The 12835-nt window shown below is 57.6% G+C and carries 9 protein-coding genes; 8 read left to right on the forward strand and 1 reads right to left on the reverse strand.

Annotated features, from left to right (window positions below; translation table 11 throughout):
* Window positions 1-3 precede the first annotated feature (3 nt).
* Genes PVA19_RS13340 through PVA19_RS13365 form a run of 6 tightly spaced genes read left to right on the forward strand, consistent with a single transcriptional unit; the run spans window position 4 to window position 8317 of the window.
* On the forward strand, window positions 4-1359 hold the full coding sequence (locus PVA19_RS13340) for a diaminobutyrate--2-oxoglutarate transaminase (RefSeq protein WP_274102870.1): 1356 nt from the start codon (window positions 4-6) through the stop codon (window positions 1357-1359).
* On the forward strand, window positions 1356-2840 hold the full coding sequence (locus PVA19_RS13345; RefSeq protein ID WP_274102871.1) for a pyridoxal phosphate-dependent decarboxylase family protein: 1485 nt from the start codon (window positions 1356-1358) through the stop codon (window positions 2838-2840). The genes PVA19_RS13340 and PVA19_RS13345 overlap by 4 nt, the downstream gene beginning before the upstream one ends.
* Complete coding sequence (locus tag PVA19_RS13350; protein WP_274102872.1) at window positions 2827-4581, forward strand: IucA/IucC family protein; 1755 nt, start codon at window positions 2827-2829, stop codon at window positions 4579-4581. Before PVA19_RS13345 ends, PVA19_RS13350 begins: the two co-directional genes overlap by 14 nt.
* The gene (locus tag PVA19_RS13355; protein WP_274102873.1) at window positions 4574-5161 is read left to right on the forward strand and encodes a GNAT family N-acetyltransferase; all 588 of its coding nucleotides are present in this window, start codon (window positions 4574-4576) and stop codon (window positions 5159-5161) included. Before PVA19_RS13350 ends, PVA19_RS13355 begins: the two co-directional genes overlap by 8 nt.
* A 2-nt stretch (window positions 5162-5163) precedes the next feature.
* Window positions 5164-6528: a putative histamine N-monooxygenase gene (basC, locus tag PVA19_RS13360; RefSeq protein WP_274102874.1), complete on the forward strand. Its 1365-nt coding sequence runs from the start codon at window positions 5164-5166 to the stop codon at window positions 6526-6528.
* Complete coding sequence (locus PVA19_RS13365; RefSeq protein ID WP_274102875.1) at window positions 6512-8317, forward strand: IucA/IucC family protein; 1806 nt, start codon at window positions 6512-6514, stop codon at window positions 8315-8317. Before basC ends, PVA19_RS13365 begins: the two co-directional genes overlap by 17 nt.
* A gap of 40 nt (window positions 8318-8357) precedes the next feature.
* On the opposite strand, the gene PVA19_RS13370 is transcribed toward PVA19_RS13365, so the two are convergent.
* Entirely contained in the window at window positions 8358-9242 is an 885-nt protein-coding gene (locus tag PVA19_RS13370) for a helix-turn-helix transcriptional regulator (protein WP_274102876.1), read from the reverse strand.
* 223 nt (window positions 9243-9465) lie between these two features.
* On the opposite strand from PVA19_RS13370, the gene PVA19_RS13375 reads away from it, so the two are divergent.
* Both PVA19_RS13375 and PVA19_RS13380 read left to right on the forward strand, forming a co-directional pair.
* Window positions 9466-11694: a TonB-dependent receptor gene (locus PVA19_RS13375; protein WP_274102877.1), complete on the forward strand. Its 2229-nt coding sequence runs from the start codon at window positions 9466-9468 to the stop codon at window positions 11692-11694.
* Entirely contained in the window at window positions 11694-12797 is a 1104-nt protein-coding gene (locus PVA19_RS13380) for a GNAT family N-acetyltransferase (protein ID WP_274102878.1), read from the forward strand. The genes PVA19_RS13375 and PVA19_RS13380 overlap by 1 nt, the downstream gene beginning before the upstream one ends.
* Window positions 12798-12835 lie beyond the last annotated feature (38 nt).

Here is a 12835-nt window from a genome sequence, read left to right on the forward strand (position 1 = left end):
ATAATGGACCCGTTCCCACGGCACGATAACGATTTTTACCTCAAGCGTCAGGCACGTCGTGAATCCAACGCACGCAGCTATCCGCGACGGTTTCCCCTTGCGCTGAAATCAGCCTCGGGGTGCCTCGTAACTGATGTGGAAGGACGCACCTATCTCGATTGCCTCGCCGGTGCCGGGACCCTTGCGCTTGGACACAACCATCCTGAAGTCATTGCCAGCCTCCAGGATGTGCTGGCCTCTGGCCTGCCGTTACACACACTCGATCTTGTGACCCCGATCAAAGACAAGTTCGTTTCCGATATTTTCGAAACCTTGCCCTCCGGCCTTCGAGAGCAGGCGAAAATTCAGTTCTGCTCACCGAGCGGAACGGATGCGGTGGAGGCGGCGATCAAACTTGCCAAGACCGCCACGGGGCGCACGGATGTCATAGCGTTTCGTGGCGCCTATCACGGTATGTCTCAAGGGTCGCTGTCTTTGATGGGATCGCTTGGACCAAAGGCCGCCATCGGCCAACTGGTGCCGGGAACGCACTTCTTTCCCTACCCCTATGCCTACCGATGCCCCTTCGGACGTGGCGGCGATGAGACCGCGACGCTCGCGGCAGACTACTTCGAAAAGGCGCTACGCGACCCCGAAGGCGGTATAAATCTTCCTGCGGCGGTTATTCTCGAGGCGGTTCAGGGCGAGGGTGGTGTTATCCCGGCACCTGCCGAATGGCTACGCAAGATCCGTGCTGTGACAAGCGAACTCGGCATTCCGCTCATTCTTGACGAAGTACAGAGCGGCGTCGGGCGCACCGGGACATTCTACGCCTTCCAGAAAGCGGGCATCGTGCCCGATGTCATCGTCCTTTCAAAGGCGATTGGCGGTGGTCTGCCGATGTCGGTCATGATTTATCGCGAAGGGCTCGATGTGTGGAAGCCAGGTGCGCATGCCGGTACATTCCGAGGCAATCAGCTAGCCATGGCAGCCGGATCAAAAACCCTAGAAATCATCAAGCGCGATGGGCTCGTCGAACGCGCAGCGATTGCAGGCCGCAGGCTGCGGGCAAATCTGGAGCGCATCCAGAGCCATACGCCCTATATTGGCGAGGTCCGTGGAGAAGGCCTGATGCTTGGCGTGGAGGTAATCGACCCCACCCGCAAAGGGGACAGCTTCGGCCATCCACCCCATGGCGGCGATATTGCCAAAGCGATCCAGAGCAGCGCATTCCGCGAGGGTTTGATCCTGGAAACCGGCGGTCGGTATGGCAGCGTTTTGAGGTTGCTCCCTCCCTTGACGATTTCCGACGCACAGATCGATCAGGCCTCCAACATCCTCTCCGACGCCTTCCTGCGCCTTGGACGCAACGCGGCATGAATGTCACCTTGTTGCATAGCAAGCAGGTCGAGATGGCGGACGACGCCTTGTCCGCTGCGATCCTCGGCCCGGGGGGCGCAGCACGTGCGGCTTATCGTCAGGCGATGATGGCTGCGGTGGCAATGATTAACGAAAACGCGGTCCGGACCGAAATTCACTCCGGTGTCGATTCTGATGCGATGCGCGGCTTCCTGGCGACGCTTGATGTCTGCCCGGAGCAGGGAACCGGCGTCTTCGCAGCGCTGGAGGAAGTCGGCGTTCCGGCGGTGCAGCATGCGCTGGACGTTGGCAATCCCGCGACCATGGCGCATCTTCATTGCCCGGTGGCTGTACCGGCACTTGCGGCGGAAGTGCTGATTTCCGCCACCAACCAGTCGCTCGATTCCTGGGACCAGTCACCGTTCGCGACGTTGGTCGAAGAACGGGTGCTCTCATGGCTGACAGGCTTTACCGGAATGCCGGACACGGCGAGTGGTAGTTTCACCAGTGGCGGCAGTCAGTCGAATATGACGGCCCTTTACCTTGCTGTAGAGAGACAGGGGCTGGCAGTGCGAGGCAACGGCGTCATCTTTACCTCGGAACAGTCCCATTTCAGTATCCAAAAAAGTGCGTCTCTCCTCGGTTTCGCCAAAGACGCCGTCGTGACCATTGCGACGGATGAGGCGGGCCGCATGTCCGTGCCTGACTTGCAAGGCGCAATCGTTGACGCGTTGGCGAAGGGTCGGCCGACGGTTGCGATAGTGGCAACCGCTGGCACAACGGACCTTGGCGCCATCGATCCACTGGCGGGCATCGCCGATCTGGCGAAGATGCACGGGGTGTGGCTGCATGTGGATGCGGCCTATGGTGGCGGCCTGTTGTTTTCAAAGCATCGTCACCGTCTGCGTGGAATAGAGCGGGCAGATTCCATTGCCCTTGATTTTCACAAGATGCTGTTCCAGCCGATCAGCTGTGGCGCTTTGCTTCTTGGTGATCGTAGGCACTTCTCACCGCTTGCGATGAAGGCGGATTACCTCAATCCGGAAGTTTCGATCTTCGGTGATGTACCCAACTACGTGGAATCGTCGATCCAGACGACGCGACGCAGTGATGCACTGAAGGTGCTGATGACGTTGCGCTCAATCGGCCGTGATGGCCTCGACGCACTGATCTCCAAGACGCTCGATAACGCTAGGGCGGCGGCTGGGGCTGTGCGTAAGCGTGATTACCTGCATCTCGCCCAACTTCCGGAGTTGTCGACTGTCCTGTTTCGTTATGTTTCGCCACAGGGGCCAGAACGATCTGACGAACTGACGCTCGCCATTCGCGCAGAACTTTTCCGAAGCGGTATTGCCGCTCTAGCAACCACCGTCCTTGGTGGACGGCTCCACTTTAAACTGACGCTTCTCAACCCCCATTCCACACCCGACGTCATTGACCGTGTGCTGGACGCGGTTGGAGAGATGGCGCGTCAACTGGAGAACGACCATGTACGCTCGTAAAGCTGCAACGCTTGCGCTTCGATCGCTGCTCAATTGCGTGGCCCGCGAATATGCGGAGCTATGTGCGTGGGGGCACGATGCAGCCAAGCAAAAACTGACGCTGAATTTCCCCGAAAATGGCGGCAGCCTGAGAGTGCCGGTGCTGTATCGGTCCGCAACCGGGCATCATCTTTTCGGTGAGCCCTTGGTGCTGAGCGATGGAGCCGGTACCAACACGGTCAGCCCGGAAAGTGCGATCGACATCATCATCCGGCGCATTGAGGCAACAGCGTCCGAAGATGGCCGCACTGACCTGCAAGCCCGTGCTCATTCGAGCCGTCTCTTGGTCGAGGCGGCCCTTCAGGCCCGCGAGAACGATCTTGCGACGCTGCTTGGCGAGAAAGTTTCATTCATTGAAGCGGAGCAAGGGCTGATTGCAGGTCATGGTATACACCCTTGCCCAAAAAGTCGGGAGGGCATGACGGAAGAAGAGGGCAAACGGTACTCGCCGGAATTTGCCGCAAGCTTCCCGCTGCGCTGGTTCGCCGTTTCGCGCGAGGTCTATCACACCGGCCACTCGGAAGGTTCTCCCGCTGCCGAGCAGTGGCTTGATGCCGTGGAAAGCGAAAGCTTGGATACCCTTCGCAAGGGCCTCCCCGATAGCGACTTCGCCTTCCTGCCGGTACACCCTTGGCAGGCGGACGTCATGCTGAAGCAGGCGGATGTGGTGATCCTGGTTGCCGCCGGGAAAATCGTGGATTGCGGAGAGGTAGGCAAGCCCTGGTTTCCCACATCCTCTGTGCGTACGCTTTACCGGCCCGATGCACCCTTTATGCTGAAGCTCTCGCTCGGTATCGGCATCACGAATTCCGTTCGCATCAATCTCGCCCGCGAACTTTTGCGGGGCGATGACATGTATCGCTTCCGGGCAAGTCAACTATGGCACAATCTTGAACAGCAATATGCCGGCCTGAACCTTATGCCAGACCCGGCCTATATGGGTGTTGCGGTCAATGGCAACGTGATTGACGGTCTTTCCGTAACAATGCGCGAGAACCCGTTTTATGGCCCTGACGCCGATCGCAATGTCACGCTTCTGGCTTCCCTCTGCGAGCATCTGCCGGAGCGTGGCAGCAGGCTAGGGGCGTTGATCAGGCGGCAGGCCGACATAGAGGGACGCTCGGTCGACGCCGTGGCCGCAGACTGGTTCTCACGGTTCCTTACAGTTTTGATGACCCCAGTATTTGCTCTCTATCTGCGGCACGGCATTGCAATGGAGGCGCACCAGCAGAATATCCTGATCGAACTCGCTGATGGTTATCCGGTCGCCGCCTTCTATCGTGACAACCAGGGCTTCTTCCACCACGAGCGCGGTCATCCGGCGTTGAATGAAGCGATCCCGGGGATCGGAATCCGAAGCGAATCCGTTTTCGGTGAAGAGCCAGTGGATGAGCGAATCCTCTATTACGCCTTCATCAATTCTATTCTTGGGATGATCGGCGCGTTGGGCCGGGAGGGTCTGATAGCGGAAGAGGCGTTGATTTCGCAGTTGCGGGCAGCACTCACCAAACTGAATGCAGAGGAGGGCGGGCAATCGCGTTTGGTCGAGAAGGTGCTCGCACCCGTTCTACGGTGCAAGGCTAACCTCAAGACGCGACTGGCGCAGATGGATGAGTTGGTCGGTCCGCTGGAGACGCAATCGGTTTATCTTCAAATCGACAATCCCTTGTTCCAGAGCGCGCGGGCCCAAGCCCATGGATAACCTGACCATTGGCGCCGGTTTTGCCTATTCTCGGTATGATCCGGACATCGGCAAGACAATCAGCTTCCGGCTGCTGGACAAGGGGCGTGACCTCGATCTCCTGTGGCGCTGGATGAACCAGCCCCACGTCGTACCGCAATGGAAAATGGCAAAGCCGAAAGACCATATCGCTGCCTATATCGACGTCAATCTGGCTGACCCGCATCAGGATCCATATATCGGTTTCATCGATGGTGCGCCCATGAGCTACTGGGAGGCCTATTGGGCGAAGGACGACATTCTCGGCCGCCATTATCCCGCCGCCGACAAGGATCGCGGCTGGCATATGCTGGTGGGGGAGCCCTCGTTCTTTGGCAGAGGTATCGCTCCAGCGGTGATAAGGGCGTTTACCCGCTTCCTTTTCCTCGATGACCTCGCCACGGAAAAGGTGGTGGGCGAACCGAGTGTCGAAGCGCGCCGTCTGCTGCGTTATGCGCCGGTCTGCGCCTTTGAGGAGCAGGGGGAAATCGACCTGCCGGACAAACGCGCGAAATTGATGTTCTGCCATCGACAGCGCTTCATCGAACAATTTGGACTTTGACCATGACCACACTCGATCTTGCCGGAATCGGTATCGGACCGTTCAATCTTGGCCTCGCCTCCCTTCTGTCCTCCCACCCCCAGGTGTCAGCGGCCTTCCTGGAGCGTAAACCTGGTTTCCGTTGGCATGAGGGCCTGATCTTGCCGGGAACGACGCTGCAGGTGCCGTTTCTTGCTGACCTCGTTTCAATGGCTGACCCGACGCATCGCCTGAGCTTCCTCAATTATCTGGCTGCTCATGACCGTCTCTACAAATTCTACTTCTATGAGAATTTCCTGATCCCCCGACAGGAGTATGACGATTATTGCCGTTGGGCCTCGCAGCAGCTCGATAGCTGCCGGTTCGGCGAAAGCGTCGTGGATGTGGAGCACGATGCTGCGACCGACACTTTCGTGACCAAAACCTCCTCTGCAAGCGGCGCCACACGCAGCTATCGCAGCCGGAATATTGCGGTAGGGATCGGAACGTCGCCCTATCTGCCGAAATGGCAGTGCCTGCAAACCAACGCCCCGGTTTTCCATTCCGCTGAATTTGCCAAGCGGAGGGCGGAATTGACGAAAGCCCGTCGTGTCACGGTGATAGGGTCCGGCCAGAGTGCCGCTGAATGTGTATTGGCGCTCTTCAGCGAATTGACGCCACAAAAGGTGGCGGCAGGTGCATCCATTCGCTGGATCACGCGCTCCGCGGGCTTCTTCCCAATGGAATATTCAAAACTTGGTTTGGAATACTTCACGCCCGATTATATGCGCGAATTCCACAAGCTGCCGCGCGAGAAACGGCGGCAGACCGTTGCCGATCAGGGATTGCTCTACAAGGGGATCAGTTTTTCGACGATCGGGGACATCTTCGATCTGCTCTACGAGCGATCAATCGGCGGTCGTGACCCGGGGCTGACATTGGTGCCCAACTGCGACGTGACCGATATCCAATCAAGCGGGTTCACCGGCGGACTGAAAATCGGTCTTCGGCACAATCTCTCTGGTCAGCAAAGCACCGTCGAGGCTGACGCGGTGATCTCGGCTACGGGCTATCGCCATGCGTGGCCACAATGGCTCGACGCGTTGAAGGAGCAGATACTGGAAACGTGCGACCGTGGCGATTTGATCGTTGACGCAGACTTCCGCGCCAGACGTCGCGACGGCGGCGCGGGCGCGATCTTCGTGCAAAATGCCGAAACCTTCCAGCACGGCGTCGGCGCGCCAGACCTTGGTCTGGGTGCTTTCCGCAACGCTGTCATCATCAATCAGTTGCTTAAGACAGAATACTACCGGGTCAACGCGCGATCTGCCTTCCAGGATTTCGGAATTCCGCAAGACCACGCCCCGTCCTCAACATTCGCAGGAGATGTCTATGCCCGCGCCGTCTGAAAAGCTTTATGAGCCCGCCTTTGCGCCAGCCCTCTGGAAAGAGACGTCCCGCCGGCTGCTGGCAAAGGTGATCGAAGAGTTCGCCTATGAGCGTGTTTTCCCGGTAACGTCAGAAAAGCCGGGCCATTACCGGATCGACTTTTCGACGGCGTCGTACAGTTTCAGGGCCAGGAAATACGTATTTGATAATCTCTCGGTCGAGCCTGAGAGTATCGTCAGGCACGTCGACCACGTCAGCACGCCGGTTCACGATCCGCTGGCCTTCTGCGCGGAAATCCTGCCGGAGCTTGGCGTCAAGCCGATGACAGTTGCGCACTTCATCCGGGAACTTGGCAACACTCTTGTCTCAGATGCTCACACCGCCGCGAGAGCTGACAAAACCGGTGCGGAGCTTGCCGAACTCGACGATATCCAAATGGAAGGCGAGATGACCGGGCACCCGTGGGTCACGGTGAGTAAAGGGCGTATCGGCCTTGGTTACACGGATTACCTCGCCTACACACCGGAAAATCGATCAGCATTGACGATTGTCTGGATCGGGGTCAGTCGCGAGCGGGCGTCGTTCGTTGGCGAAGCGGGACTGACGAATGAGCGACTGGTCACCGAGGCTCTTGGCGAGCGGCTCTATACGTCATTTGTCGGCAAGCTGAATTCCGCTGGCTGCTCTGCTGAAACGCACCACATCATGCCCGTTCACCCCTGGCAGTGGGACCACATGATTGCGCCGCACTTTGCCGCCGACATTTCTTCAGGGCATATCGTTTTCCTGGGTGAGGGCGAAGACCTGTATCTTCCACAGCAATCTGTCCGCACCCTCTCCAATGTCAGCAAACCTTCAAAGTCGACGCTGAAACTGTGCATGACGATCCTGAACACCGCAGTGTATCGCGGCATTCCCGGTAAGCGGGCGCTCACGGCGGCGCCGTTCACCGGCTGGCTGGACGAACTTGTAGAAAGTGACACCTTCCTTTCGAACGAGTGCGAGTTGGCCCTTCTGGGAGAGCGAGCGGGCATGCACTATGAGCATCCACAGTTCTCAACAATTGCAGGTGCGCCCTACCAGTTCAACGAGATGCTTGGATGCCTGTGGCGCGATAGCCTCGGGGGACATCTGAAGCCCGGCGAAACCGGCATGCCGCTTGCTGCATTCATGCATGCCGGTAGCGATGGCAAGCCCGTGGTGCAGGCGTTGGCCGAAAAAGCAGGTGTCAGCGTCGAAGGTTGGCTGGCGCGTTTCTTTGATGTCGTCCTGCCTCCCGTCTATCACCTTCTCGCCCGTCACGGGTTGGCCTTTTCCGCCCACGGGCAGAATGCGACGGTGATCCTGAAAGACGGTTTACCGGTGCGGTTGGCGCTGCGCGACTTCATCGACGATGTGATCGTCTGCGACCTCAATTTCCCGGAGAGCGAAAGCCTGCCAGAAGAGGTTAAGGATGTGCTGTTGCGCCTGCCTGCAGATTTCCTGATGCACTTCATCCAGACGACGTTGTTCATTTGCGTTTTCCGTTACATGTCCGTGCTGCTGGACAAGCGGTCGGGCGTGTCTGAGGCCGCTTTCTGGGCTTTGGCAGGGGAGAGCATTCGACGCTATCAGGCTCGCTTCCCCGACATGGCTGAGCGATTTGCGATCTTCGATCTTTTCGCGGACGAATATCCCCGCCTTTGCCTTAACCGCGTGCGGCTATTCACGCACGGTTATGCTGACGATGACGAGCGACCGGTACCGGATTTCCAAGGCATGGTCGACAATCCTCTCGTCCACTTCGACCGGAAGAGAGATGCGGCTTGAGAAGCCGCGCCATCTCCACCCATCATTTGCATCGGAATGATCAAGGGATTTGCGCCGACATACGGCGCAAATCCGTCGGGCGTATACCGTAGCGGCTGCGGAATGTGCGGTTGAAATAGGACAGATCGTTGAAGCCGACGGTGTAAACGATCTGGCTGATTGGCTTTGCGGCGTGGTCGGCAAGAATAAGGTTCTTGGCCAGCACCAGCCGCCTTTCCAGAACGTAGCGTGAGAAGGTCGTTCCCGCCCGGCTGAAAAGCTTCTGGATCGCCCGCGGTGTAATCCCTTCAACCTGTGCCACATCTGCGATGGAAAACGAGCCATCGGCCAGGTTTTCCTCGATCATCGCCTTGATCGCCTCAAGACGACTTTGCGGGACCGCTGAAGGGGCGCCCTTTGCGACGTATTGCACCAGGACAGGAAGCAAGGAGTAAAAGTGCGCCACCATCATGCTGGCATGCTCTTTGTCCTGATGGTCCTGACGCAGCAGGTAACCCGCATAGTTGGTGAGGAGCTGCAACGGCAGGCATTCCGCTGAAAAAGGCTGCAACAAAATCTGCTCGACGGACTCTCGTGCAAGCGTGATAGCGGCGTGAGGAAGATGGGCGCAGTCGAGGCGCCCGCCCTCGGGCAGAACGATTTCCGACATCGTGTCGGAGGGAATAAGGATCACGTCGCGCGGCGCCATCTCGAAGCTCTGCTTTCGATGATGGACCAGCAGCGGCCCGTCTGCTGCCCTTAGTATCACAATATCCGGCGTACCGACGCCGTGCGCTGTCAGTCGCAGCGACGTTCTCGGCATATAGACGGTGGCTAGCGACAGGTTTTTATGTTTCCAGACGAGGCCGGTCACGCCCGATAGATCACCGTCCCCAACGCTGATCGTTGCTTCTCCCAGCATATCCAGAAGGATCGTTCGGCACATGAGCCTGCTTTCTGAATCAGGCAGGGACAGGGTTCCAAGTTTCAAGGGTCGGATCACTTCCATGAAAAATCAAACCTTTGTTTTCTGTTGATGTTCGCTTCTATCCAAGTCGGGTTCGTCATCATCCAAGCCCAGCCGCTTCCTAGCGCATAAAACATGATAAAAATAGTCTTGTATTTACCGGTTGGGCGAACCGGGAGATTTTTTGCGCATTGGGGGCGACATGATCGGAAAATTGAATGTCGGCGTTAGTCTTATGACTATCGCCGTTGCGGTAGGTGGCAATAACGTCGCGCAGGCACAGAACGCGCAGTCCAGCAGTGGCCCGACCGTGTTGGAGCCGATTGTGATAACCGGCAGCCGTATACCCCAGGAGATATCTCGAACAGCGCGAACCATCTATGTCGTTGATGCGGAGGCCATCGAGGCCGAAGCCCGGTCCGGCAAGTCACTTCAGCAGATTCTTGCTGAGAAAGTTCCCAGCTTCGATCCGGCCAGCGAAGGCGCGCGCACGGCTTACGGCCAGAATTTGCGGGGACGCACGGCACTTATTCTCATCGATGGTGTTTCGATGAACTCGGCGCGCGGGCTCAGCCGTCAGTTTGATTCCATCGATCCGTTCAACATCGAGCGCGTCGAGGTTCTGTCCGGCGCTACAGCGATCTACGGTGGCAACGCGACAGGTGGTGTCATCAACATCATCACGAAGAAAGGCAAGGATGCGCCGGAGGGTCTGCATGGCGAAGTAACAGCTGGCCTTGGCAGCGGCTTTGGCCGCACCCGCGATATTGACCGCAATGGTGCGGGCGCCGTTACCTATAACAGCGAAAACTGGGATGCACGTTTCGCTATTGCCGGAAACCAGACCGGAGCCTTTTACGATGGGTCCGGCACGATGCTGACGCCTGATATCACCCAGACCTCGACCGCCTTCAACAAGCGCATCGATCTTATGGGATCTGTCGGCGTACAAATCGATGACAACAGGCGCTTCGAGTTATCGGGCCAATTTTACGACAGTGCGCAGGACTCTCCTTTTGGACTTTATCTCGGAGCTGGACTCGCGGGTATAAGAGATCCAAATTTGGTCGAAACCCGCGATGGCTACCGGTCGGATTTCAATCCTCGCACACGCCGCACTATGGTGAACGCGACCTACACCGACGATGATTTTCTGGGGCAGGAACTCCTTCTGCAGGGCAGCTTCCGCAGAGAAGAAATTCGCTTCCACCCGTTCCCCGTTACCTCGCCGTTCGTCTATTTCGGCGGCAGTTCGCAGGACACTGATTATTACAGCCTGAAGGCGTCGATGATTTCGGAGCCGCTGGACGGACTGAAGGTCACATACGGCATCGATGCCGACCGGGATTCTCTAAGTTCCAAGCAGAATGTCTTCGATTTGTCGACTGTCTCGACAACAGGCGCAATGGACTTCACGACGATCGGCATTACCGGGCTTTATCCCGATATCGATGTCTCGACCCTGGCTGGCTTCATTCAGGGATCATATGAAGCGACGGACCGGCTGACGATCAACGGTGGTGTGCGTTATCAATATGTCACAACCGACGTTTCGAGCTTTGCCGGTGCGGCGCAGCAGGTTGCCGTTCTTAACGGAGTTGGATCCTCCATCGACAGCATCCCGGGCGGAGACGTCAGCTACGACGCTGCCCTGTTTAACGCAGGCGCGACCTATGAGCTGACCGACACCCAGCAGGTCTATGCCAATTTTAGCCAGGGCTTCGAGCTTCCGGACCCCGCAAAATATTATGGGGTCGGAAATTACCGCCTTGTCGGTGAGCGTTACGTGCTTCTGAACAGCGTTAATGTCGCCGACTCCGCGCTTCAGGCGATCAAGACAGACTCGTTTGAAGTCGGTTACCGCTTCAACGATGATACATACAGCTTCGAGACGGCGGGCTATTACTCACTCTCCGACCGGTCCATCGTGTTTAACAACACAACCCTTGCCGTCGATGTCGTCGATCGTGAGCGACGCGTCTATGGCATCGAAGCCAGTGCCAGTGCCAAGCTGGATTATGGTTTTGATGTTGGCACTTCGGCGCATTGGGTGAAGTCCGAGATCAAGTCGGATGGAAGCTGGAAAAAGGAAGGCATCGGCACGGCCAGTGTTTCCAAGCTAGGCGGTTATGTCGGCTGGACGAAGGATAACTTCAACGTCAAGCTTGCCGGCCAACATGTTTTCAACCTCAGTGACAATAGTAATCGCGAGATCGATGGCTACACTCTGTTTGATCTTACCGGTGCTTATCGTTTCGAGGCGCAGGAAACGACGCTTCGGTTCGGCGTGATGAACCTGTTCGACAAGGAGTACACGACCATATGGTCTGCACGTGCCAACGCCCTTTACGGGGGCGGGGCAAATGCGGCCGTGTTCGATTACAAGGGGCGCGGACGCACGTTCGCCGTTTCGCTGACGAAAGTTTTCTGATGGATCATCAGGGCGATATGCGTCAGGAAGTGATCACAGCGGCCGCACCATACCGACTGGCCGGAAGGTCTGCGCCAGACCTCTATCACGCCTTTAATCTCCATGGAGGCGGTCCCGTCGAAGTTTGTCGCCAAGGCACGCAACTCCTGATTTCTGATTCTGATGGGACAACGGCGGCTTTCCGTTTTTTCGCGGAAGGCGCTGCTGGCAAGATTGAGTCTGCCAGCCTGTCCACCGTGCCGGCAGGTCGCTGGCGTCTTGCCTCCGCAGCGTTCGAATACTTGTTTTCCACGTTACCAGCCCTTCGATCGATAACCCTGTCGGGCGATCGTTGGACGGAGCTGGAAGACGAGTTCACGGCCCATGGGCTTTACATGCACCTGATGTCCAACTCCGACCAGCCCGTCGTGTCGGCAGAAATGTTCTGGCAGACCACAGGTCTCTGGAGTGCCCCTGCTTACGGCTCTTTCCCTCGTTGCGATGTCTACGACGGCAGGGTGTCTCACCCCTTGCGTGCGCCAAAACCGGTGGGAACGGTTTATGCCCGTTTCATCCCTTGGCTCGGCGGCGTCCTCTCTCTGGATGTGGCGACCTTGAACGACCTGCCAGATGTGCATCGCTGGATGAACTGCCCTCGGGTGGACAAGTTCTGGCACGAAGCAGGAGATGAAGACAAGCACAGGCGATATCTGAACGGCATGTTCGCCGACGCGCATATCATGCCACTGATAGGCCGCTTCGATGGCAGAGCATTTTCATATTTCGAGGTTTACTGGGCAAAGGAAGATGTTGTCGGCACCTTCTGTGATGCGGGCGACTACGACCGTGGTTGCCACGTGATCGTGGGTGACGAGGCATGCCGTGGCCGCGATTGGTTCACGGCCTGGCTGCCTTCGCTTCTACATTACATGTTTCTTGATGATCCGCGCACCGAGCGCATCGTGCAGGAGCCGAGCAGCGACCATGAGCGGCAACTGAGAAATCTGCAGAAGTCTGGCTTTTCCCATATAAAAAGCGTCGATCTGCCGACGAAGCGCGCTGCCATCATGACGATAAGCAGGCAGCGATTCTTTTCTGATTGCTTATGGCAGCCGGCCCCGTGATGGCTGAAATGTGGATTGGGTAGGGGAGGATGTCTTCC

It is taken from the genome of Agrobacterium sp. CNPSo 3708, assembly GCF_028674915.1.
GTDB lineage: Bacteria > Pseudomonadota > Alphaproteobacteria > Rhizobiales > Rhizobiaceae > Agrobacterium > Agrobacterium cavarae.

Excerpts from the sequence above, each read along its gene's own strand:
- PVA19_RS13340 (WP_274102870.1), top strand. The coding sequence starts at position 4 with ATGGACCCGTTCCCACGGCACGATAACGATTTTTACCTCAAGCGTCAG.
- PVA19_RS13345 (WP_274102871.1), top strand. The coding sequence starts at position 1,356 with ATGAATGTCACCTTGTTGCATAGCAAGCAGGTCGAGATGGCGGACGAC.
- PVA19_RS13350 (WP_274102872.1), top strand. The coding sequence starts at position 2,827 with ATGTACGCTCGTAAAGCTGCAACGCTTGCGCTTCGATCGCTGCTCAAT.
- PVA19_RS13355 (WP_274102873.1), top strand. The coding sequence starts at position 4,574 with ATGGATAACCTGACCATTGGCGCCGGTTTTGCCTATTCTCGGTATGAT.
- basC (WP_274102874.1), top strand. The coding sequence starts at position 5,164 with ATGACCACACTCGATCTTGCCGGAATCGGTATCGGACCGTTCAATCTT.
- PVA19_RS13365 (WP_274102875.1), top strand. The coding sequence starts at position 6,512 with ATGCCCGCGCCGTCTGAAAAGCTTTATGAGCCCGCCTTTGCGCCAGCC.
- PVA19_RS13370 (WP_274102876.1), bottom strand. The coding sequence starts at position 9,242 with ATGTGCCGAACGATCCTTCTGGATATGCTGGGAGAAGCAACGATCAGC.
- PVA19_RS13375 (WP_274102877.1), top strand. The coding sequence starts at position 9,466 with ATGATCGGAAAATTGAATGTCGGCGTTAGTCTTATGACTATCGCCGTT.
- PVA19_RS13380 (WP_274102878.1), top strand. The coding sequence starts at position 11,694 with ATGGATCATCAGGGCGATATGCGTCAGGAAGTGATCACAGCGGCCGCA.